At 65.0% G+C, this 22,491-nt stretch carries 17 protein-coding genes; 10 read left to right on the top strand and 7 right to left on the bottom strand.

Annotated features, from left to right (window positions below; all coding sequences use genetic code 11):
- Positions 1-30: 30 nt before the first annotated feature.
- The 3 genes from IVB45_RS25015 to IVB45_RS25005 form a co-directional block, all read right to left on the bottom strand.
- On the bottom strand, positions 31-1,773 hold the full coding sequence (locus tag IVB45_RS25015; RefSeq protein ID WP_247362610.1) for a S8 family serine peptidase: 1,743 nt from the start codon (positions 1,771-1,773) through the stop codon (positions 31-33).
- Positions 1,774-2,144: 371 nt separating this feature from the next.
- A complete protein-coding gene (locus tag IVB45_RS25010; protein WP_027566866.1) occupies positions 2,145-4,097 on the bottom strand; it encodes a hypothetical protein in 1,953 nt (650 codons plus the stop codon).
- Between the two features lie 154 nt (positions 4,098-4,251).
- Positions 4,252-5,334, bottom strand: coding sequence for a YbhN family protein (locus IVB45_RS25005; protein ID WP_027566867.1), 1,083 nt, complete (start codon positions 5,332-5,334; stop codon positions 4,252-4,254).
- Positions 5,335-5,760: 426 nt separating this feature from the next.
- Here IVB45_RS25005 and IVB45_RS25000 point away from each other — a divergent pair, with 426 nt between their 5' ends.
- The 3 genes from IVB45_RS25000 (at position 5,761) to IVB45_RS24990 (ending at position 10,342) form a co-directional block, all read left to right on the top strand.
- Positions 5,761-6,267, top strand: coding sequence for a ferritin-like domain-containing protein (locus tag IVB45_RS25000; RefSeq protein ID WP_247362608.1), 507 nt, complete (start codon positions 5,761-5,763; stop codon positions 6,265-6,267).
- Positions 6,268-6,426: 159 nt separating this feature from the next.
- Positions 6,427-7,830 (top strand): MFS transporter, encoded by a 1,404-nt coding sequence (locus tag IVB45_RS24995; RefSeq protein WP_247362606.1) that lies wholly within the window; start codon positions 6,427-6,429, stop codon positions 7,828-7,830.
- A gap of 112 nt (positions 7,831-7,942) precedes the next feature.
- Positions 7,943-10,342 carry an EAL domain-containing protein gene (locus tag IVB45_RS24990; RefSeq protein ID WP_247362604.1) on the top strand — a complete coding sequence of 800 codons (2,400 nt, stop codon included), beginning with the start codon at positions 7,943-7,945 and terminating at the stop codon, positions 10,340-10,342.
- Between the two features lie 2 nt (positions 10,343-10,344).
- Here IVB45_RS24990 and IVB45_RS24985 read toward each other — a convergent pair whose 3' ends face one another.
- A complete protein-coding gene (locus tag IVB45_RS24985; RefSeq protein WP_027566871.1) occupies positions 10,345-10,779 on the bottom strand; it encodes a hypothetical protein in 435 nt (144 codons plus the stop codon).
- Between the two features lie 79 nt (positions 10,780-10,858).
- Here IVB45_RS24985 and IVB45_RS24980 point away from each other — a divergent pair, with 79 nt between their 5' ends.
- Positions 10,859-11,446 carry a hypothetical protein gene (locus IVB45_RS24980; RefSeq protein WP_247362602.1) on the top strand — a complete coding sequence of 196 codons (588 nt, stop codon included), beginning with the start codon at positions 10,859-10,861 and terminating at the stop codon, positions 11,444-11,446.
- Positions 11,447-11,526: 80 nt separating this feature from the next.
- Positions 11,527-12,126: a YdcF family protein gene (locus tag IVB45_RS24975; RefSeq protein WP_247362600.1), complete on the top strand. Its 600-nt coding sequence runs from the start codon at positions 11,527-11,529 to the stop codon at positions 12,124-12,126.
- A gap of 80 nt (positions 12,127-12,206) precedes the next feature.
- On the opposite strand, the gene IVB45_RS24970 is transcribed toward IVB45_RS24975, so the two are convergent.
- On the bottom strand, positions 12,207-13,550 hold the full coding sequence (locus IVB45_RS24970) for a PLP-dependent aminotransferase family protein (RefSeq protein WP_247287368.1): 1,344 nt from the start codon (positions 13,548-13,550) through the stop codon (positions 12,207-12,209).
- Between the two features lie 183 nt (positions 13,551-13,733).
- On the opposite strand from IVB45_RS24970, the gene IVB45_RS24965 reads away from it, so the two are divergent.
- Positions 13,734-13,970 carry a DUF1127 domain-containing protein gene (locus IVB45_RS24965; protein WP_247362598.1) on the top strand — a complete coding sequence of 79 codons (237 nt, stop codon included), beginning with the start codon at positions 13,734-13,736 and terminating at the stop codon, positions 13,968-13,970.
- Between the two features lie 936 nt (positions 13,971-14,906).
- On the opposite strand, the gene IVB45_RS24960 is transcribed toward IVB45_RS24965, so the two are convergent.
- Together IVB45_RS24960 and IVB45_RS24955 are read right to left on the bottom strand one after the other, a co-directional pair.
- Positions 14,907-15,332 carry a universal stress protein gene (locus IVB45_RS24960; RefSeq protein ID WP_007602088.1) on the bottom strand — a complete coding sequence of 142 codons (426 nt, stop codon included), beginning with the start codon at positions 15,330-15,332 and terminating at the stop codon, positions 14,907-14,909.
- 70 nt (positions 15,333-15,402) lie between these two features.
- Positions 15,403-15,936: a histidine phosphatase family protein gene (locus tag IVB45_RS24955; RefSeq protein WP_247362596.1), complete on the bottom strand. Its 534-nt coding sequence runs from the start codon at positions 15,934-15,936 to the stop codon at positions 15,403-15,405.
- Between the two features lie 92 nt (positions 15,937-16,028).
- On the opposite strand from IVB45_RS24955, the gene IVB45_RS24950 reads away from it, so the two are divergent.
- From IVB45_RS24950 to flgK, 4 genes are all read left to right on the top strand, one after another.
- Positions 16,029-17,552 (top strand): FAD-binding oxidoreductase, encoded by a 1,524-nt coding sequence (locus tag IVB45_RS24950; protein WP_247362593.1) that lies wholly within the window; start codon positions 16,029-16,031, stop codon positions 17,550-17,552.
- A 56-nt stretch (positions 17,553-17,608) separates the two neighbouring features.
- A complete protein-coding gene (gene msrB / locus IVB45_RS24945) occupies positions 17,609-18,121 on the top strand; it encodes a peptide-methionine (R)-S-oxide reductase MsrB (protein WP_027566878.1) in 513 nt (170 codons plus the stop codon).
- A gap of 177 nt (positions 18,122-18,298) precedes the next feature.
- Positions 18,299-20,551: a flagellar hook-basal body complex protein gene (locus IVB45_RS24940; protein WP_027566879.1), complete on the top strand. Its 2,253-nt coding sequence runs from the start codon at positions 18,299-18,301 to the stop codon at positions 20,549-20,551.
- Between the two features lie 35 nt (positions 20,552-20,586).
- Complete coding sequence (gene flgK, locus IVB45_RS24935) at positions 20,587-22,470, top strand: flagellar hook-associated protein FlgK (RefSeq protein WP_247362591.1); 1,884 nt, start codon at positions 20,587-20,589, stop codon at positions 22,468-22,470.
- The last annotated feature ends 21 nt before the right edge of the window (positions 22,471-22,491 follow it).

Below are 22,491 nucleotides of genomic sequence, written 5' to 3'. Positions count from 1 at the left end.
TCAAGGCCTCAAATCGAATCATGACGGCTCCTAGACGGATTGCAGCGCGCGTAGCACGTCGAGCATGCCTGCCCCCTGGAAGCTAGCTTCGCGGCCGAGATCAGTGGCCGTCTTGCAGAGGATTTGCTTGATCATGGTTGGCCTGCCGATCAGCTCGCGGTGGCGCGCCATCAGCAATGCCGCTGCGCCGCTCACATGCGGCGCTGCCATGCTTGTCCCATCCATGCGCTTTGAACCGAGATTCGGTATGGGAGCCGTGATCTTCTCTCCAGGAGCGACCAGATCCGGCTTGCGCCGTCCGTCTCCGGTCGGCCCTCTACTCGAGAAGTAGCTCACGCCGTATGTGTGGGGCTCGCTGCGATGAGTTGAACCTACCGTAATCACGGCGTCTGCATTCCCCGGATCCGTGATGCTCGCGACGCGGTAGCTTCCAAAGTCGCCGCCGCCTGTTTCGGGATGCTGGTTGAATCCCTGATTCCCGGCCGCCGCGACCACCACCACCCCGTCGCCGACAAGTCTGGAGCATTCGTCGCAGATCGGAGTACGTCCACAGGCGTAACTCATGACCTCGTGCCGTATAGAGAGGCTTAGGTTGACGCCATGGATGACCGGATTTGCGCGAAAACGATTGAGATGCGCAACGACCTGCAGCGCCGCCATGATCACGAACTCTTCCGCCTCACCGTTCTGGTCAAAGACACGAAAATCGTAAAGGGTAAGGTCGGGGCAGATTCCGAAGAGAGGGCCGTTATCGTCATTGTCCTGCTCGGGCCAGTTTCCCGCCAGAATGCCGGCAACGTGTGTGCCGTGCTCTTGCGAGGGTGGCTCGTACCTGTCGTAAGGGACCGTAATCAGTGGCAGCAACATGTCCCAATCAACTTCCCGGCCAAGGTTGACCCGGCGCGTAAGATCCACAAGCTCCTGCTGTTGCTGTTGGGTGACGACGACTTGTCGCCCGCCCGAGGTCTTGAAGCGGCCACTTTGAAGCGCGAGCAACGTTCGCAAGTATGTGAAGTCATATGTTTTCTTGATCCTCGAGTGCTCGGGCAGAATGCCCTCTCCGGGCTCTGAATACTTGCTCCTAGCGCGGTCAAGAAAAGCAACATGGGTGGCGTCGATGCCGCAGTCGATGACGGCCCAGGCGATCCCCTTCGTATTGATCTTGAACAAGTTGTGTGCCGCGTCCGCCTTCACGGCTTGCCGGGACTGAAACAGCGACACAGTCGTGCGGCGATTGAGTGATATGCTCCAAATCAGCTTTCCGTCCTCGTCGCCGGGAATTTGCTTGAACCGGCGGAATTGGCTCAGAAATCCTTCCGTGATGCTCCTGATATCCCGAAAATTATTGGCGTCGGTTTGCAGAACTTCGGCCAGGTCTTCGGGATCGGGACGCTCGCGCCAACTGTCGATGAACCCAGCCAAGACAATGAAGCGGAAGTAATCCCATTGTTGGCTGGTATTGACGACGGTCTTGAACTTCGTTCGCTGCGTTTCCAGTTGCGACAGCCGCTCTTCGACCTCCTGGAAAGAACGCAATTGCATGGGAAGGTCACGCCACCAGTTCGTCATGGGAATGACGACGCGCATCAGCTCTGCAAATGTCAGCTTGGCTACAACCGAGGACCTGCTGTACGCGATCATCGTCTCGCTTTTGAGCGTGCTGGTCGTTCTGCCGGAGTTCCTGTGATAGCGCAGCAATCGCTGCTCAAGCGACTGCGCAATGGCACCGGGCGCGTGTCCCGTCTTGGGAGTTAGGATGATGTCGACGCGCACCCCCTTGTCGGCCTTGGCGTAGGCCAGCCAAACGTCCGGCAGGATGGGGCTATCTTGCGTGAAGCGCTGGTGACCAAATGTCCTGAAAATGAGGCTTCGCCAAGTGTCCTCCGACAGACGCGGTGATTCCTGGTCCCGGCCTCGCGAAGCTTGGGTCGCCGATCTGCTACGCTGCGTGGGACCTCGCGGTCGCTTCTTGGCCGGACCTCTCGCTGATCGCTTCGCCAAGGCAGCCTCCTCCGTGTGACGTAGGCGGGCGTGCGAGCATTTGGTCTGACCCAAGCCCCTGCGCCCAACTTTAGCGTGCATTGGCGAAGTCGTGCATTCAATTTAGGCCGGAGAGGTCGCCTGCGCCATTTTGGCGCAGGTGCCTACTGCTGCGCCGCCGGCAGCAGCGGCGCGAGCAGCCCGCGTGTCACGCCCGGCGGTGCCGCATCCAGCCCCAGCACGGCGCTTGCGGCCGGCAGTGCCGCGTCCGCCATCGCGGCGTGGCCTTCGGCGCTCGGATGCACGGCGCCGCCATAGACGGCGGAGAGCACGCCCCAGGTCGCGTCGTGGATGTCAGTCGGCTGGCTTGCTGCCGGCAAGCCTTGCGGATAGGTCATCGCGGCGAAATAGCTGTCATTGGCGTCGCGGATCCAGCGCGCGCGCGGCAGATAGGCGCGGAATTCGGAGGCGCCGCGGCCGCACAGCATCGGCTGGCTCGCCGCGCTCACGATGTCAGGATTGAAGCTCTGGCCGTTCTCGGCAAAGCAGGTGCGGTCGAATTCGGGATCGTTGCCCGAATGCGCGCAGAAGCCGTGATCGGCGAACGCCGCCTGATGCGAATCCACGAAGGTCATGCGGTCGGCCTCGGGATCGCGGCACAGCGCGCCGCGGGTGCAGGTGGCGAGCCCCTTCAGTTGCGGCAGGAATTCGGTGTCGACGAAGGTCGAAACGCGGGCGAGGCGCTGCGGATCGGCGTTGAAGGACGGATGAATGTCGAACCCGGCGCGGCCGCCGCGGCAAGGCACGCCGCCATCGGCGAGCGCCGGGTTGGCGTAGGAGACGTAGACCACATGCGAGAGGTCGCCGCCGACCAGCGGCTTCAGCGCCTCGCGCAGCTTGACGAAATTCTGCGGCAGTTCGCGCGCCAGCGCATCGCGGGAATCATCGACGCTCGCCATCACGCCGGAGCGCCGGAATATCGCGCGCTCGGTTGCGGTCTCCACGATAACGTCGGCGACGAGGCCCGAGAAATAGACGTCGTTGGCGCCGACCGAGAGCAGCACGAGGTCGAGCGTGCGCTCGGGCTGGCGTTTCCTGGCGGCGGTGAGCGCCTCGCGCAGCTCGGCGACCTGCGCGTTCACGCTGATGTTGCAGACGCCGGTCTTGCCGGGCGGGCATTCACGGGCACGCTGCGAGCCGAGCAGCCCGTCGCTGATGCTGGCGCCAGTGCAGGCGAGCGGCAGAAACGTCACCGCGACGTGGGTGTAGCGTACCGCGAGCGCCAGCGCGGTGCGGGCCTGGTAGCTGTAGAGCGATCGATGGCAGGGCGAGTTGAACCAGAGCGCGCTGTAGCGCTGCCAGTTGGCAAGCGTATCCGGCGCTTCGCAGGCGCGGCCGCCCTTGAAGCCGGCGCGGCTCGGCCGGTAATACTGCGCGCCGGCGGTGCCGAGATAGGAGCGGAAGCAAAAACCTTCGTCCGACAGCGCCAGCGGCCGGTCCGGATTGCCTTCGCCCGAGGCGATGCTGTCTCCGAGGCCAGCGACGAAGATGTCGCGGACCTGGATCTCGGTCTGGACCCGCTGGGTTGGATCGGAGCCGGAGGAGACGTCGACGGTCGCGACCGTCTGCTTGCCGTAGCGGACCCGCAGATTGATCGGCTCGGCGCAGTCGAAGGTGGATTGTTGCGGCCCGTCGCCGTCGTCGAACGACCAAGCGCAGGTGGCGCCGACCGGCACCGCGCCGGCGAGACGCACGGTGACGGGATGGTCGAGGGGGGTGAGGTAGTTTTCCTTCGTGTTGTCGCGGGTGCAGGGCTGGTTGACCCGGCCCTGGAGGTCGATGCAGAGCCGGTTGACCATGTTCCGGGCCCAGCCGCGGCCCTCGCTCTGGAGCTCCAGCGATTGCTCGGCGGCGAGGATGCTGCGGTTACGTGCGTTCTCGACATGGAGCAGGAAGTCGCGCTCTTCGCGGAACAGCCGGAAGCGGTTGCGCACCTCCCAGCTGATCTGCATGGCGCCTGCGTCCTGCGCGGCCGCCCGCTCCAGCGGCAGGGCGGTGAGGAGCCCGGCGAGCAGCAGGGCACCAGCGAGGAAACGGCGAAGGGATACAGGGATCATGGCCCGCATTTTCAACGGCAAAGTTGAGGCGGAAATAAGAGAGTTGCTCTCCGCGTGCAACATCGGTCTGACGGTTTTGCTGGCCGGCGTCTAGCGGACTATCGTTGGAGCATGATCTTTCCGGAAAACCGCTTCGCACTTTTCCGCATCATGCTCAGCGCTTGCTGGCCTGCCGCAGCGACCGCTCGCGCTCAATCGCTGCCACCTGCTTGGGCAGGTTGGCCTGCGCGCAGGCCTCCGCCAGCCTTCGGCGCTCCTGCCAGGGCTCCACCACATTCATCCAGAGCTCGCGTGTGCCCATGATGGAGATGGCCAGTCCGAACGGGATCACGAAATAGAGAATGCGGAAGACAAGGAGCGTGGCCAGAAGCTGCTCGCGGCCGAACTCCGGCAGCGCCACCAGCATGGCGGCGTCGAACACGCCGAGCGAACCGGGGGCGTGGCTGGCAAAGCCGAGCAATGTCGCCAAAATGAACACCACCGAGAGCGACAGGAAGTCGATCTGCGGCGTGGCCGGCACCAGAAGGTACATCGCCAGCGCGCAGAATCCGAGATCGACGACGCCGATCAGGATCTGCACCAGCGTCAGCGGCGCTGACGGCAGCACCACCTTCCAGCCCTTCTGACCCAGCTCGCGGCGCTTCTCGCCCATGCACAGCCAGACCAGATACGCGCCGATCGAGGCGAGGCCGCCGAGCGCAATCAGCCGGTTGATCGACGACGGCAGCTGATCCATGTAGGAGGCGGCATCCGGATGGATGGCCATGCCGATCGAGAGCACGAAGATGTTACCGAGCCAGAAGGTCAGGCCCGACAGGAAGCAGATTTTTGCGACATCGATCGCATTCAGCCCGTAATCCGAATAGATCCGGAAGCGGATCGCGCCGCCGGTGAAGACGGTGGCGCCGATATTGTGGCCGATCGAATACGATGTGAAGCTGGAGAGCGCTGCGATGCGATAGGGCACGTGCTTCTTGCCGATCGTTCGCAGTGCAAAAAAATCGTAGAAGGTCAGCGTACAGAACGCGAAGCATACGCAGATCGCCGCCAGCCCGATGTTACCGCGGGGGATCTCGGTCAACGCGGTCAGGATGACCCCGGTGTCGATGCCCTTGAGCGTCCGTACCAGCGTGGTGATCGCGAACGCAATGATGAAGACGCTCGCCGCAACGCCGAGTCGCCGCCAGCCGATCCATCTCTTGAAGCCGCGCTTCAGCGCGGTCAGCAGTCCGTGCATTCATCCTCCCGGCGGGGGGCAAGACCGACCAGGCCAGACATTGGCTGGTCGGATGCGATCAGTGCCCGATGTGGGCTTGGATCGCTAGGCATGATGTAGCTCATTTAAGGCAAAAACAGTGACTTGTGCAGCCCTTGACAAGGATAGGTTCTGCCTTGGACCAGCTTGGACCAGCCACTTTGTCATACGCGGTTCACATCGGACGCGCGTTAAGCATATGAGTCGTGGGATCGGTCGCGTCCGTCCGTGACATGGTCTCAGATCCTGCACGGCCAGCATTGTTCCAGCGCAAGGGATGCGGGCTTTTTTGGAACGACGGTGCCGCGCGCTGGTTAGTGCCGCATCAGCAATCGAACATGGCGGAATAACCGGCTTCTCCTGCAAGCCGGTGCCTCCGTGTTCCCACAACCCGAGAGGATCGGACCGATGGGATTGTTCACAAAAGACATCAAAACCATGAACGACCTGTTCGTGCATCAGCTCCAGGACATCTATTACGCCGAGCAGCAGCTCACCAAGGCTCTGCCGAAAATGGCGGATAAAGCGACCGATCCGCAGCTGAAGCAGGGCTTTTTGACGCACCTCGAAGAAACCAAAGAGCACGTGAAGCGCCTTGAGGAAGTGTTCAAGATGCACGGTGCGCAGGTGAAGGCGGTCGATTGCCCGGCGATCGACGGCATCATCGAGGAAGCCGACGAGACCGCCGGCGAAGTCGCCGACAAGGCGGTGCTCGACGCCGCGCTGATCAACGCGGCACAGGCGGCGGAGCATTATGAGATCGTCCGCTACGGCAGTCTGATCGCCTGGGCGAAGCAACTCGGCCGCAACGACTGCGCCAACGTGCTCGCCAAGACGTTGGAAGAAGAGAAAGCGACCGACAAGAAGCTGACCACGCTCGCCGAGAGCAAGGTGAACCTGCGCGCGGCGAGCTAGGGCAAGGCGCGGCCTGGATCAGGACAGAGCGTCGCGCGGCCGTTCGCGCGACGCTCGCGCATCACATATCCATCATGCATTCATCATTCGATCGTTGTCGTAACATGACGGCGGGTTGGAAGCGTATCGTTCGCATGGGGCTGCAACCGAGATGGCAGCATGCGAGTAAGCACCGTCAAATACGAAGCCTTCGGAACCGGCGCGCCGCATGCCGGCTCGCGCCTTGCGACATCCCTCACCCTTGCCGCGATGAGCCTTGGTTATGGCGTGGTGCAGCTTGACGTCACCATCGTCAACACCGCGCTCGATGCAATGGGCAGGACGCTCGGAGGCGGCGTCGCCGAGCTGCAATGGGTGGTCAGCGCCTACACCATTGCGTTTGCCGCATTCATCCTGACGGCCGGCGCGCTCGGCGACCGCATCGGCGCCAAGCGCGTCTTCATGGCGGGATTCGCCATCTTCACCGTGGCCTCGCTCGCCTGCGCGTTGTCGCCCAATGCGACCGTGCTGATTGGGGCGCGGCTGGTCCAGGGCCTGGCGGCGGCGATCCTGGTGCCGAACTCTCTTGCCCTGCTCAATCATGCCTATCCGGACGACCGCGAGCGCGGCCGCGCCGTTGCAATCTGGGCCGCCGGTGCGAGCCTCGCGCTCACTGCCGGCCCCTTCGTCGGCGGCGCGCTGATCACGCTGGTCGGCTGGCGCGCGATCTTCCTGGTCAATCTGCCGGTCGGACTCATTGGCATGTGGCTGAGCTGGCGATACGCCAGCGAAACCACGCGGGCTCGCTCGCGCGAGATCGATCTGCCGGGCCAGCTCGCGGCAATTGGTGCGCTGGGGGCGCTCGCCGGCGCGATCATCGAAGGTGGCGCGCTTGGCTGGGACCATCCAGCTGTGATCGCGGCCTTCGTCGCAGCCGCAATTCTCGCCGTGCTCTTCGTCTGGCGCGAGAGCCGTGCGGCACAGCCGATGTTGCCGCTGTCGCTGTTCAGCCACCGGCTGTTCGCGCTGACCTCGCTCGTCGGCCTGCTCGTCAACATCGCGATCTACGGCCTGATCTTCGTGCTCAGCCTGTATTTCCAGAGGATCAACGGGCTGTCGGCATGGTGGACCGGTCTCGCCTTCGTGCCGATGATGGGCGTGGTGCTGCCGGTCAATCTGCTGGCGCCGCGCCTCGCCGAGCGGATCGGCCCGTGCCCGACCATCGTCGTCGGCGCCTGCGTCTCGGCGCTCGGTTGCGTCGGCCTGCTCTGGATCGAAGCCGGCACGAGCTATTGGGCGATCTTTGCGCAGATGATCGCGATCAGCAGCGGACTTGGGCTGCTGGTGCCGCCGCTGACCTCGACCTTGTTGGGCAGCGTCGAGAAGGCACGCTCCGGTATCGCTGCGGGCGTGCTGAACGCGACGCGACAAACCGGGAGCGTGCTCGGCGTCGCGCTGTTCGGCTCGCTGGTGGCCTCGGAGGGCGCGTTCATGATGGGCCTGCACCTGTCGCTGGTCGTGTCGGCGGCCGTGCTGCTGCTCGCCGCCGCCGTGATCGGCCTCGGCGCGCCGGCGCGCGGATGAACAATCCGAGCGAATGCACACAGCTTCCGTTCACCATCCCCGAAACGGGCGTGTAGCCGGTTACCGACTGTCCATCTCTGTCGGTTCAAGTGCGGGTCGATAGGGGCCCGCAATGTATCAAGTTCTCTACTGTCTCACCGAGGAGCACGACTGGCGGCTCGTCGCGCTTGGCGGCGCGGTGTGCCTTCTCGCAAGCGCGGCGGCGATCAGCCTGTTTCACCGGGCGCGCGCGACGCACGGCTCCGGGCGCCTGGTCTGGATCGCCCTGGATGCCGCCGTCAGCGGATGCGGCATCTGGGCGACGCATTTCATTGCGATGCTCGCCTACGGGCCGGGCGGCGCCGGCGCCTACAACATCCCGGTGACGATCCTTTCGCTGATCCTCGCGATCTCCTTAACCTTCGTGGGGCTGAGTCTGGCGGCATCCTCCGCGCGCGCGCCGTGGATCGTGCTCGGCGGCGCCATCGTCGGCACCGCGGTCGCGACGATGCATTATACCGGCATGGCGGCGCTGGAGATGCCGGCACGCGTCGACTGGATCGGGAGCACGGTTGCCGCCTCGGTGCTGTTCGGAATTGTCTTTGCGGCGCTCGCGCTGTTTGTCGCTGCGCGGCGCGACGACCTGTTCCATGCGCTAACCGCGAGCACCCTGCTGACGGTCGCCATCGTCGCACATCATTTCACCGCAATGGGCGCCGTCGTTCTGACGCCGGATCCGACGCTCGCGACCAGCGGGTTATCGATCCCGGCGGCCTCGTTGTCCTTCTTCACAGCGGGTGCCGCGGTCGCGATCATCGCGATTGCGCTCGTGGCCGCGCTGCTCGACCGCCGCGCCAAGGGCGAATTGGGCCGCCAGCGGATCGTGCTGGACACGGCGCTCGAGAACATGTCGCAGGGACTGTGCATGTTCGATGCGGACGGCAAGATCATCCTGTTCAACGAGCGCTATGCCGCGATGCTCGGCCGCACCGACATCCTGCTCACCGGCCGGCTGCTCGTCGACGTGCTGCGAGAGGAGCAGGCGAAGGGTCAGTGGCAGGGCGATGCCGGCGAATTCTTCGCCCGCCTCGTCGCCGACGCGCGCGAGAGCCGCACCACGACGGACGTCGTGACCAGGTTCGGCCGCTCCATCCGGGTCGTGAACCAGCCGATGCAGGGCGGCGGATGGGTCGCGACCTTCGAGGACATCACCGAATGGCTGGAGGCCCAGGCCAAGATCTCGCACATGGCCCGCCATGACGCGCTGACCAGCCTGCCGAACCGTGTGCTGTTCCACGAGCAGCTCGTGCAGGGACTGCGCCGGACCAGATCGGGCGACCAGCTCGCGGTGCTTTGTCTCGATCTCGATCACTTCAAGGACATCAACGACTCGCTCGGCCATCCCATCGGCGACGCGCTGCTCAAGGAGGTCGGGCGCAGGCTGAAGGCCACCGTCGGCGAGAGCGACACGGTGGCGCGGCTCGGGGGCGACGAGTTCGCCGTGGTTCAGATCGGACGTTCGGAGGAAACCGCGGCAAGATCCCTTGCCGGCCGCCTGGTCGAGGTGATCTCGGCGCCCTATGAGATCGACGACCATCAGATCATCATCGGCGTCTCGATCGGCATCTCGCTGTCGCCGCAGGACGGCAGCAATCCCGACGAGCTGTTGAAGAACGCCGACCTCGCGCTGTATCGCGCCAAGGCTGACGGCCGCGGCACCTATCGGTTCTTCGAGACCGGCATGGATGCGCGCGCGCAGGCGCGGCGTCTGCTGGAGATGGACCTGCGCGCCGCCCTGCAACGCGACGAGTTCGAGGCTTACTATCAGCCGATCCGCGACGTCGTCAGCGGTCGCGTCGTCGCGTTCGAGGCGCTGCTGCGCTGGAACCATCCAGAGCGCGGCCTGATCGCGCCGATGAACTTCATTCCGCTGGCCGAAGAGACCGGACTGATCATCCAGCTCGGCGAATTCGTGCTGCGCTCCGCCTGCACGGACGCGGCCACCTGGCCCGACGATGTCGACGTCGCCGTCAACCTGTCGCCGGTGCAGTTCAAGAATCCGAACCTGATCGCATCCGTGACCGAGGCGCTGGTCGCGTCCGGACTCGACGCGCGCCGTCTCGAGCTCGAGATCACCGAATCCGTGCTGCTCCAGAACAGCGAGGCGACGCTGGCCACGCTGCACGACCTCCGCGCCATGGGCGTACGCATCTCGCTCGACGATTTCGGCACCGGCTATTCATCGCTGAGTTATCTGCGCAGCTTCCCCTTCGACAAGATCAAGATCGACCGCTCCTTCGTGTCGGAACTCGCGACGCGTGAGGATTCCATGGCGATCATCCGCGCCGTGACCGGGCTGGGCCGGAGCCTCGGCATCGTCACCACGGCTGAGGGGGTGGAGAACGACGCGCAGCTCGAGCTGCTCCGGCGCGAAGGCTGCACCCAGGCGCAGGGCTATCTGTTCAGCAAGCCGCGGCCCGCTGCCGATGTCGCGATCATGCTGGACCGACCGCCGTTGCGCGCGACCGCCTGAGGTTAGCCGCGGCGCAGTGCGAAATGCGCGCCGCAGAACGCCATCACGGCACCGAGGCCTAGCGCGGCAATCCCCGCCAGCACGCCCGAGACCGTCGGCACCGGGCTCGGCGCCGAGGCCACCTGGCCTGCGCCCGCAAGCAGCAGCACGCCGACCGCGATCAGGAATTGCCGCATCCGTTGCGGGATCTGGCCCGAGACGGCGCTCTGCATCAATGTCGCCGTGAAATAGCCGCCGGAGAAGCCGACGGAGGCGATCAGCCACCAGGCGATCGCCGCGCCCGCCGGTATGAACTCGTGCGTATCCGAGTGCCAGAGGCCGCCGAGGTCGAGCCCGTAGCGCGCGCCCAGCATGTGCACGGCGAGCGCGAGCAGCACGCCCGAGATCACGGCGGCGCCGAGAATCAGGCGGCGCGGAAAAAAAATCGTCTCAGCCATGTCCCGCTTGTAGGATGGGGCAGGGCGCTCACGCAAGCGGATCGCAGATGGGATCGCCCGGATTGGATCGATTGTGAAGATGCAGGATTCGGGAGCTGAGGCGGCTGCGGGCGCGAGCTACGCCTACAAGGCGTCGCTGATCGGCTCGGCGCATCGCTTCGAACTGACGGAGGAGGGGCTGTCCTGGCACATCGGCGGCCGTTCGGCCCTGTGGCGTTATGACGAGATCAGTGCAATCCGGCTGTCGTTCCGCCCGGTGTCGATGCAGCAGCACCGCTTTCGCGCCGATGTCAGCCACACCGGTGGCGGCCGTATCGCGATCCTCTCGACGAGCTGGCAAACCGCGGCCCTGATGGCGCCGCAGGACAATGGTTTTCGCGACTTCATCGTCGCGTTGCACGCGCGCATGGCGCAGGCCGGCAGCCGCGCCGAATTGACCGCGGGCCTCGGCCGCAGGACCTACGCGACAATGCTGGCTTTTCTTGCGGTGCTTGCAGTGGCGATGACGGGGCTCCTGATCCGCGCGCTCGCGATCGGCGAATTCGCCGGGGCGCTGTTCATCATCGGCTTTGCCGCGCTGTTCGCCTGGCAGATCGGCCGGTTCGTCCGGCGCAACCAGCCGCGGAGCTACAGCTTCGATCGCGTGCCGAGCGCCTTGCTGCCCTAAATAGCCTTGCTGCCTTGGGTGCAATGGGCCGCAACCAAACGTGACTTCGCGCCGTTGCGGCGGTGTCGCATCGTGCTGCCATGTCAACCATGGACCGCGGCACGCGTAGGCCTTCGGCGGATGAGATCTCCGAGATCAACCGCGCACATCTGATCGATACGCCGCTGCAGCCGGCGGACCTCCTGTTCATGTTCGGCACCCGAGAGGACGTCACGCTGCGGGCCGATACGGCGGCGCGACTATGGCGCCAGGGCTATTTCCGCTGGTCGATTGTCAGCGGCGGCGTGACGGCGGGCTCGGAGCAATCCGAGTGCATGATCATCAAGGCGGCGATGGTCGCGGCGGGCATTCCGGCCGACCGAATTCTCGAGGAACATCGTGCCCGAAACACCGGCGAGAACGTGATCCTCTCGCTGCCGATCATTGACGCGGCGCTCGGGCTGCACAATGTCCGCAGCGTGATCTGTCTCGGCAACACCTGGACCGCGCGGCGCTATCCGATGACGCTGCACCGGCACTGGCTGGAGGTCGAGAAAATGCTGCTCACGGTCGACAGCTTTGCGACGCCGCGCGCGCTCTGGCACACCGATCCCGAATTTCGCCGCCGCATGCTGCACGAATGGGACAAGATCGAGCCTTACAAGGCGAGGGGCTTCATCGCGGAATGGCCCGAGGCCTGAGCGGAGGAACGGCATCAGATTATTGCTTGACGCGTTTTCTTGACGCGAACCGGTACCCACTTCGCTCGAGAACGCTTTAGCTACTCCGTCGAGTCGAAATCCTCTTCCTTGGTGCCGAGCAGCGATGCGATCGTGCGCAGGCCGGAATCGAGCTGCTCGAACGAGGGCGGGGCGAGCGCGAGCCGCACCGCGTTCGGCGCGTGGCCATGGGCGATCGCGAAGGTCGAGGACGGTGTCAGCGCGATGCCGCGCCGGGCTGCTGCGGCGACGAAGGTCTGCGAGCGCCAGTGTGCCGGCAGCGTGAGCCAGAGGTGATAGGAGCGCGGATCGGCGGCGAGCTGGTAGCCGGCGAGCAGCCTTGCCGCAGCCTGCTGGCGGCGCGCGGCGTCGACGCGTTTCAGCCGCGTCAGCTCGGCGACGGTGCCGTCTGCCATCAGCCGCTGCCCGGACGCCAGCGCATGGCCGGACGCGATCCAGCCGCCGGTGCGGACCGCGCTCATCACGCTCTCACGCAATCGTGGCGGCGCGACCAGGATGCCGAGCGCGAGGCCCGGCGCGACCTTCTTGGACAGGCTGTCAATCACGATGCAGCGGTCGGGTCCGAGCGCGGCCAGCGGCGTGTCGTCGGCCAGGAAGCCGTAGACGGCGTCCTCGATGATGGTGAGATCGAGTTTCTCGGCGACGCGCATGATGTCCGCGCGCCGTGTCGCGTTCATGGTGACGCCGAGCGGGTTCTGGATGATGGGCTGGAGATACAGCGCCGATAGATGCGCCTCGCGATGCGCCTTCTGGATGGCGTCGGGGCGCGCGCCAAATTCGTCGATCGGTATCGGGACCAGCGTCACGCCGAGCCGTGCGGCGATGCTCTTGACGTAAGGATAGGTCAGCGCCTCGACGCCGCAGCGGCCGCCGGTGGGAACGAGGGCTGCGAGGGCGGCCGCGAGCGACTGCTTGCCGTTGGCGGTGAAGACGATCTGCTCGGCCTGCGGCGCGAAATCCTTGCGCGCGAGATAGGCGGCGGCTGCATTGCGCGCGCTCTTGGTGCCGGTGCTGGTGGAGACGCGCAGTGCGGATTCGAGCGCGTCGACGCGTTCGAGGCCCGCAAGGCTCTTGGCGATCATCGCCCATTGCTGCGGCAGCAGCGGATAATTGACCTCGAAATCGATCCGCGCGTCGCGCGGCTCGCTCAGCGCCTCGACCTCGCGCCTGATGGCGCCGGAGATGAAGGTGCCGCGGCCGACTTCGCCGACGACGAGGCCGCGGCGGAGCAACTCCGTATAAACCCGGCTCGCGGTCGAGACCGCGATGCCACGGTCATAGGCAAAATTGCGCTGCGGCGGCAGCCGATCGCCCGGTCTTAACGTGCCGTTAGAGATATCGAGAGCAATGGCATCGGCAAGCTTCACGTATTCGAACTTGGACATTATTGCACCGAGATCAATGTTTCACTTGCTCCGAGGAGTGTACTGGAGCATTTAAGTTCCATCAAGCTTCACGATTGGGCCGAGGAGAGCGAGTGCAATCCGAGGCAAATGAGGTGCAGGCGCTCGGGCGCTTGCGCCAACGGCATCCGCTTCGCCGCGTGGACAACAGGCCGGAGAAGGACCATGACCACGATCTCGCAGCCCGCCGGGCGGAGTTTACGCTCATCCTCGTCGGACGGATTTTTCCGCAAGCTGGCCAACGGCGCCTATGCGCTGTTCGACCGCCTGGAGCAACGCTCCGCCGTCAAGACGCTGAACGACCTCGATGACCGGGCCTTGCGCGACATCGGGATCACGCGCAGCCAGATCGAGGACGCGGTCTACGGCCAGGCCAAAGCAGAGCTGACGCGGTATCTGTAAGCGCTTTCGCTCGTGTCCAGGACGCGCTGCAACGCCTCTTCGCGTTGCTGCGCAGAGCCGGGACTGGAGCTTCGGGCACACCTGCTTCAACATCGTCATTGCGAGCGCAGCGAAGCAATGCAGATTCCCCACCGCGGAATGACTCTGGATTGCTTCGCTGCGCTCGCAATGACGGCGTTTGGGGGTAGCACTGTCGCTCCTTTAGCTCGCGCCTTCATCGCAGACACACCTTCGCCTTCTCGCGGCTTGTTTTGCCCGAGCTTTGCTTCATCGCCTTGCCCTCAGTTGAAAGAGGGCGCAGGGAAGACCGGGCGCCGGCTGGCACCCGCGGTCCACTGTGCGATGTTGCAGTAGGAAATTTGCACAGCGGCATACAGGCGGAGCCAAAACGTCCGGCCTTCCCTGCGCAGTGGTTTTACGGCTTATGCCGTGCTCTCCCCGGGGAGCGATGCACTATTGCCCCCGTCGCCTTGCGGATGGCTGATGCTGCGAACCCGGTCGGGCCGCCACATCACCACAAGACTTGACGCACAGACCCCGGGCGTCAGGACGACACGGTTTTGCCGTACGCTGATCACACCGGTCGTGTGCGCGACGCTTTCGCTCACGGTTGCCCGCCCTGCGAAGCCATTCGCGCCGGTGTGGCCCGCGTCCGCCGCTGTCCGGCCCGCGTTCGTGACGATCGCGATACGCCCCTCTTCCTTGGGCCGGGTTGCCGCGACACATACGCCGTTTCCGAATTTCGGTAAAGTGGAATATTTTAGCGGCGGGCGTTGACCGACAGCTTGGGTGTTTTGCCCGACGGGCAATGCAAGGGCTTGTAGCCCGGATGAGCGAAGCGACATCCGGAAATCGTGACACGAGCTGCCCCGGGTATCGCTTCGCTCATTCGGGCTACGGCCTGGCTGCTTGCAATGCTGAGTTTTGCCGCAACCCTCAGTGCCTCACCACCAGCACCGAGCATTTTGCGTAGCGCACGACATGCCCGGCATTGGAGCCGAGGAAATAGGTGCGCATCGCCGGTCGGTGCGAGGTCATCACGATCAGCTCGGCCTTCATGTGCACGGCTTCCTCCAGGATCTCGTGATAGATGCCGCCCTGGCGCACCACGCTGGAGATGCGGGAAGGCTCGATGCCGGACTCGCGTGCGACGATGGCGAGGGCTTCTTCCGAGGTCTGGCGCTGCTGTTCGTCGAAATCGGCCGGCACGTATTCGGCCAGCATCACCGGCGTCATCGGCAGCACGTTGAGCAGGCGCACCACGCCGCTCCAGGTCTGCGACAGCGTTGCCGCGGTCGCGATCGCCGGCTTGGCGAGGTCGGTGTCGGCGAGGTCGATGGGCACGAGGATGGACTTGAACATCTGCGCCTCCAAATCTTCCAGTCAGGACGTCTTGCCGGCACGTCGCGCGATCAACCCGATCGAAGCAGCCTTAACTTCGAAGCAACCTCGGACTGACGAACTGCACCAGCTTGCCGCGGCGGTAAGCCACGTCGCCCCAATCCTTGACGTCAAAGTCGAAGATCGCAAGCCCCGACGTGGGCAGGTTGTCGGCGAGCGCCTTGGCGGCGGCGGGATCGCCGCCGCCCGTCAGCATCAGGGCGATCTCGTGCATGCCCGGATTGTGGCCGACCACCAGCAACTGCTTCGGGTCGGCCGGGACGGTTGCAGTGCGAATGGATTCCAGGATCTGGGCGGGATCGGCGGCGTAGAGTTCCGGCAGGACCTCCACCTGCGGCGCGGCGACGCGGTCCTTCATGGTCTCCCAGGCGATGTCCCAGGTCTGCCGGGCCCGGACCGCATGCGACACCAGCACGGCCTCGGGAAAGGGGGGATGGGAGGCCATCCAGTCGCCGATCTCGGCGGCATCCTTGTGGCCGCGGTCGTCGAGCCGGCGGTCCTGATCACGGCCGCTCGGCGCGTCGGTCTCGGTCTTGGCGTGACGCAGCAGCAGCAAACGGCGCATGGCATTCTCGAATCGTTACACAACCAGGATAATCTACAGGCGCTGGTCGAGGACAAGGTGACAAGCGGCCGCTCAGTCCTTTAAGAAACGACATGAGCGAGACTTTCACAAGCGTGTCCCAGGAAGAAGCCGGCTTTCGCGACCGGGCGCGGCTGTCGTTCGACCTCGATGCGGACATTTGCGTCATCGGGGCCGGGCTTGCCGGACTGTCCATCGCGCTCGAGGCGGCCCGGCTGGGGGCCAGCGTCGCGGTGCTCGAGGGCCGCCACATCGGCTGGAACGCTTCCGGCAATCAACTCGGCACCGTGATGCCGGGCTTCGCGCTGCCGCTAGCCGAACTGATCGAGCGGATCGGATTCGAGGACGCGCGGGAATTGTGGACGCTGTCGAAAGCGGGCGCCGAGTTCGTCCGGGCCAACGCCACGGAAGAGAACATGCCGGGGATCGGCCCGACCGCCGGCGTGCTCGAGGTCTCCAACGTCGATGCCGGCGACCGGCTGATCAGCCGCTTGCAGATGCTGAACGAGGATTTCGACACCGAGGCCGAGGGCTGGCAGGTCGATCGCGTCCGCGAGGTGCTCAAGACCGATCACTACTTCCATGGCGTGTATTATCCGAAGGCGTTCCAGGTCGACGGGCGCAAATATGTGCACGGCCTCGCGGCGCTGGCGCGGCGGGCGGGGGCGCGCATCTTCGAGGATACGCCGGTCGTCAGCATCGATCATTCCGGCATCCGCAAGCGCATCGTCACGCCCTCGGCGCGGCTGCGCGCCACCCATATCGTGCTCGCCGGCAACATCCATCTCGGTGCGCCGTTGCGGCGCCTGTCGGAGACGCTGCTGCCGGTCTGGCGCTATGCCGGCATCACCGCGCCGCTCGGCGAGCGCGTGCACGAGATCATCGCCTTCAAGGGATCGGTGATGGATTCCGACGGCGTCGATCATTTCCGGATCGTCGATGGCGACCGCCTGATGTGGGAGAGCCCGGAGACCACCTGGGCGGCGCGACCACAACGCTTTGCGGGCGCCGTCAGGCGGCGGATCTGGTCCATCTTCCCCCAACTCGGCAATGTCGAAATCACCGAGACCTTCGGCGGCGCCACCGGCCAGACCGTGCATGGCATGCCGCAGATCGGCCAGTTGCGCAAAGGCCTGTGGGTGGCCAGCGGGTTCGGCCGCCAGGGCATGAACACCTCGGCCATGGCCGGGCAGATGATCGCGCGCAGCATCCTGTGGGGCGACGAGCGCTGGAAGCTGTTCTCGCCGTTCGAGCTGGTCTGGGCGGGGGGAACGACGGGGCGGGTTGCCGGCCAACTGGTCGGAATCTGGGGTAGGGCGAGTTCCGCTGCCGCAGGCTCGCTTGCGCGCTATCGTGAACGTGCCAGGGTCAGGGACAGAGAACGCGAGACACGCCTCGCCGAAGCCAACCGGGCCGCCGGCACCGGTCCGCGCCGGCCTCCGTCAGGCGTCAGGCCGCGGCTTGCCCAGCCGCCCAAAACTGCGGCAGAAGCCATTGAACCAGCCTCGGAACCAGCCTCGGAACCAGCCCCGGAACCGGTCTCGCGCGACGACAGCGTCCCGCAAGAGACCCGAGAAAAATCCCGCCCGGAAGTGTAACGTCTGCCGTGAGAGCCCGTATCTCAGGGCGTAGACGCTCCCGCATGGAGAATGAGATGTTTGACCGCCGCATCCTGTTGACGACCGTCGCCGGCCTGTTCGGCCTTGCGGCCTTCCGCTGGCTCAGAGCATCGCCCGCGGAGGCTGGAGAGAAAGCCGCGCAAAAATTCGAGATCGAGAAGACGGACGCCGAATGGCGTGCCCAGCTCACCCCGCAGCAATATGAGATCCTGCGCAAGGAGGGCACCGAGCGGCCGGGCTCCAGCCCGCTGCTCAAGGAGCACCGCAAGGGCATCTTCGCCTGCGCCGGCTGCGACCTGCCGCTGTTCGCCTCCGACACCAAATTCGAGAGCGGCACGGGCTGGCCGAGCTTCTACCAGCCGATCGAGGGCAATGTCGGCAAGACCGAGGATCGCACCTTTGGCATGCTCCGGACCGAGGTGCATTGCCGGCGCTGCGGCGGCCATCTCGGCCACGTCTTCGACGACGGTCCCAAGCCGACCGGACTGCGCTACTGCATCGACGGTTTCGGGCTGGTCTTCCATCCCGCGGCGGCGTCCGCAACCTAGGTTTCGTCCGGCAATTGTTGCCGGTCCCGGCAATTGTGCCCCGGTCGTCAGACCGGGGCTTTTTCATTAAGTCATTGATTTCGTGAAAGTACCCGCATTGGCATAGCCCTTGCGACAGTCTCCTCCGACTGCGGCCATGGTCGACCGGCCGCCGAGATCGGATCTGGAGACAAAGTTATGGGTATCTTCGATGCAATGAACACCTCGGTGGGTGGCCTGCAGGCGCAGTCCTACGCCCTGCAGAACATTTCCGGCAACATCGCGAACTCATCCACCACCGCTTACAAGGGCATCGGCACCAGCTTCGTCGATCTCATTCCCGACTCATCGGTCCCGAGCAAGCAGGTCGCGGGCGGCGTGACGGCCAACGCCAAGGCCACCATCACCACGCAGGGTACGATCTCGGGCTCCAGCGTCGCCACCAACATGGCGATCACCGGTGACGGCTTCTTCTCGATTCAGAAGGCGACGGGCGTGGTCGACAACGCGCCGGTGTTCAGCGGCGTCACCTATTACACGCGGCGTGGCGACTTCCAGCTCAATGCCAACGGCAATCTGGTCAATGGCGCCGGCTACTATTTGATGGGTGTCACGGTCGACCCGAAGACCGGCAACCCGCAAGGCAACGTCGCGACAGTCCTGAAATTCCAGAACAACTTCATCCCGGCGCAGGCGACCACATCGATCCAGTACGCGGCCAACCTGCCGACCCAGCCGAACACCGTGGCGAGCACGACGGCGGCGACCAAGACGCTGCTGGCGGCCGGCGGACTGAACCCATCGGACTTCGCGGCCAACCCGCTGCCGGTCGGCACGCCGCCTCCGCCGTATGCAAACGCCACAACGTCCGGCGCTGCCGCGACCGGCAATATTCGCTCACCATACTCGTCGACCACGGCGACCGGCACAGCGGCGCTCCAGAACAACTCTGCGGCGGTCGCATCGACCACAACTTCGCTCGACAACGCCCTGGGTACGCATCTCGCCTCCACCACCCTCACCGCGCTCAGCGGCCAGGTGCTGACCGTCAACGGCAACACGATCACGTTCAACGGCGGCACCACTGTCGTGACGGCCGGCAGCAATACCACGATCGGTCTCGGCGCAGGCACGACGGCCACGGTGGCCAGCATCATCTCCGCCATCCAGTTGGCCGGCGGCGCCGGCGTTACCGCATCGCTCAACCCCAGCGGCAACATCGTGATCTCCAGCGGCACCAGCACCGACGTACCGGTTGGTAGCGGCCAGGCAGCCACGGCGCTCGGCATCAGCAGCGTAACGCGCGGCGGCAACGTGCTGTCCTCCCCAGCAATCTCGGGCGCCACGGTGCTGAGCGGCGCGGCGGCGGCCGGCGGCGCCGAGGTGATCACATCGGGCTTCTCCGCCGGCGACGTCATCACGGTCAATGGTCAGCCGCTGACCTTCATGGCGGCCGGCGCGTCAGGCCCGAACCAAATCAACGTCACCGACAACATCACGATGCTGCTCGGCAAGATCGACGCGCTCTCCGGTGCAACGGGGTCGTCGGTCAGCAGTGGCGGCGTGATCACGCTGAACACCGGCACAGCTTCCAACCTGTCGGTGGCGAGCTCCAACAGCGCAGCCTTCGCCGCGCTCGGCTTCACCTCGACCATCACCAAGAATCGTGACGGTGGTGGCGTTGCCGGTACCGGCGGCGTGATCGGCAATGACATCGCCACCTTCACCAAGGAATCGATCAGCGGTGGCGCGGTGACCGCCTACAACGCGGCCGGCACGCCGGTGAACCTGCAATTGCGCTGGGCCAAGACCGACAGCGCCTCGCTGGGCGCGGGCCATGCCGATAGCTGGAACATGTTCTACCAGACCGACCCGAATGCGACCGGCACGACCGTCGGCTGGGTCAATACCGGCCAGGCCTTCACCTTTGCCGCCGACGGCTCGCTGACCTCGCCGAGCGGCTCGGGGATCACCATCAACAACGTCAGCGTCAGCGGCCAATCGCTGGGCTCGGTCTCTTTCAACATCTCCTCGGGCGGACTGACGCAATATGCCAGCACCAGCGGCGCGGTCACCATCAACACCATCACCCAGAACGGCTATGCCGCCGGTCAGCTTCGCTCGGTTGCCGTCAACAACAACGGCCTCGTGGTCGGGACTTTCTCCAACGGCCAGAACCTCGACCTCGCACAGGTCTCGTTGTCGCACTTCAACGGCACCAACTACCTGAAGGCGCAGGACGGCGGCGCATACTCAGCGACCGAACAGTCGGGCGCAGCGATCGATGGCGCTTCCGGTTCGATCAGCGGCTCGTCGCTGGAAGGCTCGAACACCGACATCGCCGACGAATTCACCAAGCTGATCGTGACCCAGCAGGCCTATTCGGCCAACACCAAGGTGATCACGACGGCGAATACGATGGTGCAGGACCTCTTGAACGTGTTGCGCTGATTGAGGCGTGACGTAACCAAAGGCGGCAAGTCAACATGGGTTTGAGTTCAGCCCTCGCCAGTGCGATGAGCGGTCTGCGTGCCAATCAGGCTGCGCTCTCGATCGTTTCCTCGAACGTCGCCAACTCGCAGACGCCGGGTTACGTCGTCCAGACGCCGAACCAGATCGAGGTCACCACCGGCGACTTCGGCTCGACGGTGACGACGACCGGCGTCAGCCGCGAGCTCGACACCTATGTGCAGAAGCAGCTGCGCACCGAGACCGGCGGCGGCGGCTACGCCGACCAGATGGCCAACATTCTGAAGCAGCTTCAGAATGTCTATGGCACGCCCGGCAACAGCGGTACGCTCGAAACCGCGCTGAACAGTTTCACCACGGCGCTGCAGGCGCTGTCGACCAACGCGGGCTCGTCGTCGGCGCAAACGGTTGCGCTCGGCGCCGCGCAGACGCTGGCGCAGCAGCTCAACCTCACCACCAAGGGCATCCAGTCGCTGCGCTCCAACGTCGAGCAGGATCTCAGCACCTCGGCGCAGCAGGCCAACGCGGCGATGCAGCAAGTCGCCGACATCAACTCCCGGCTCCAGGGCCTGTCGGAACACGACCCCTCGGCTGCGACGCTGATGGACCAGCGCGACCAGGCCATCAACACGCTGTCGAAATATGTCGACGTCCACGTCACCGTCGACGGGTCCAATCAGGCCAACATCTACACCACCACCGGCATCCAGCTGGTCGGCGCCGGGCTGGCCTCGCAATTCACCTTTGCGTCCGCCGGTGCGCTGTCGGCGACTTCGCTCTACAATATCGATCCGGCCAAATCCGGCGTTGGCGCGTTCAACATCAAGCTCCCGAACGGATCGTCGGTCGACGTCATCGCCAACAACGTGGTGTCTTCGGGCCAGATCGCGGCCGATCTGAAGCTGCGCGACCAGACGCTGGTGCAGGCGCAGAACCAGATCGACCAGTTCGCCGCAACGATGTCGAGCGCGTTGTCGGACAAGACCACGGCCGGCGGCACGGTCACCGGCCCGCCGGCCGGCTTCGATCTCGACCTTGCCGGGGCGGCGCCGGGCAACAGCGTCAACTTCAGCTACACCGACACGACCACCAACACGAAGCGACAGGTCACGCTGGTCAACGTAACTGATCCGGCGGCGCTGCCGCTGCAGAACCCCACCAACGCCAATCCGATGCAGATCGGGGTGAACTTCTCCGGCGGCATGAGCGCGATCGCCTCGGCACTCAACACTGCACTTTCCGGCTCGCATCTGTCGTTCGCCGCCGCCCCGTCGCCGGCGACGGCCACCACATTGCGGGTGACCGACGACAACAGCGGCCTCGCCAAGGTCAATTCGGCCTCGATCACCAAGACGATCTCGTCGCTGACCTCGGGCAATCCGCAACTGCCGCTGTTCACCGATGGCGGCCAGGCGCTCTACACCGGCGCGATCACGGCATCGGGTTCGCAGATGACCGGCCTTGCCGGGCGCATCGCCGTGAACACGCAGCTCGTGACCGACCCGACCAGGCTGTCGATCTACAACACCTCGCCGGTGACGCCCACCGGCGACACCGCGCGCTCGGACTATCTCTATTCGCAGCTCACCTCGGCGGTGTTCTCCTATTCGCCGCAATCCGGTCTGGGCTCGGCGAGCCAGCCCTTCACCGGCAGCGTCTCGAACTACCTCCAGCAGTTCCTGAGCGTTCAGGGCAATGCCGCGACCCAGGCGACCCAGCTCCAGCAGGGCCAGAGCGTCGTGGTCTCGACGCTGCAGGCCAAGTTCAACTCGACCGCCAGCGTCAACCTGGACTCGGAGATGTCGAACCTGATCCAGCTCCAGAATGCCTATGCCGCCAACGCTCATGTCATGTCGGTGGTGCAGAGCATGATGAACACGCTGCTCCAGGCTCAAGTGTAACAAGTAACAGGGCTCTGAAAC

The sequence above is a fragment of the Bradyrhizobium sp. 4 genome (assembly GCF_023100905.1).
In the GTDB taxonomy this organism is placed as follows: domain Bacteria; phylum Pseudomonadota; class Alphaproteobacteria; order Rhizobiales; family Xanthobacteraceae; genus Bradyrhizobium.
Note: the sequence above shows the minus strand (reverse complement) of the source record. Positions and strands in the feature narration are given on the sequence as shown.

What these genes read in the sequence shown, in the direction of transcription:
- IVB45_RS25010 (WP_027566866.1), bottom strand. Translation starts at nt 4,097, where the DNA reads ATGATCCCTGTATCCCTTCGCCGTTTCCTCGCTGGTGCCCTGCTGCTC.
- IVB45_RS25005 (WP_027566867.1), bottom strand. Translation starts at nt 5,334, where the DNA reads ATGCACGGACTGCTGACCGCGCTGAAGCGCGGCTTCAAGAGATGGATC.
- IVB45_RS25000 (WP_247362608.1), top strand. Translation starts at nt 5,761, where the DNA reads ATGGGATTGTTCACAAAAGACATCAAAACCATGAACGACCTGTTCGTG.
- IVB45_RS24995 (WP_247362606.1), top strand. Translation starts at nt 6,427, where the DNA reads ATGCGAGTAAGCACCGTCAAATACGAAGCCTTCGGAACCGGCGCGCCG.
- IVB45_RS24990 (WP_247362604.1), top strand. Translation starts at nt 7,943, where the DNA reads ATGTATCAAGTTCTCTACTGTCTCACCGAGGAGCACGACTGGCGGCTC.
- IVB45_RS24985 (WP_027566871.1), bottom strand. Translation starts at nt 10,779, where the DNA reads ATGGCTGAGACGATTTTTTTTCCGCGCCGCCTGATTCTCGGCGCCGCC.
- IVB45_RS24980 (WP_247362602.1), top strand. Translation starts at nt 10,859, where the DNA reads ATGCAGGATTCGGGAGCTGAGGCGGCTGCGGGCGCGAGCTACGCCTAC.
- IVB45_RS24975 (WP_247362600.1), top strand. Translation starts at nt 11,527, where the DNA reads ATGTCAACCATGGACCGCGGCACGCGTAGGCCTTCGGCGGATGAGATC.
- IVB45_RS24970 (WP_247287368.1), bottom strand. Translation starts at nt 13,550, where the DNA reads ATGTCCAAGTTCGAATACGTGAAGCTTGCCGATGCCATTGCTCTCGAT.
- IVB45_RS24965 (WP_247362598.1), top strand. Translation starts at nt 13,734, where the DNA reads ATGACCACGATCTCGCAGCCCGCCGGGCGGAGTTTACGCTCATCCTCG.
- IVB45_RS24960 (WP_007602088.1), bottom strand. Translation starts at nt 15,332, where the DNA reads ATGTTCAAGTCCATCCTCGTGCCCATCGACCTCGCCGACACCGACCTC.
- IVB45_RS24955 (WP_247362596.1), bottom strand. Translation starts at nt 15,936, where the DNA reads ATGCGCCGTTTGCTGCTGCTGCGTCACGCCAAGACCGAGACCGACGCG.
- IVB45_RS24950 (WP_247362593.1), top strand. Translation starts at nt 16,029, where the DNA reads ATGAGCGAGACTTTCACAAGCGTGTCCCAGGAAGAAGCCGGCTTTCGC.
- msrB (WP_027566878.1), top strand. Translation starts at nt 17,609, where the DNA reads ATGTTTGACCGCCGCATCCTGTTGACGACCGTCGCCGGCCTGTTCGGC.
- IVB45_RS24940 (WP_027566879.1), top strand. Translation starts at nt 18,299, where the DNA reads ATGGGTATCTTCGATGCAATGAACACCTCGGTGGGTGGCCTGCAGGCG.
- flgK (WP_247362591.1), top strand. Translation starts at nt 20,587, where the DNA reads ATGGGTTTGAGTTCAGCCCTCGCCAGTGCGATGAGCGGTCTGCGTGCC.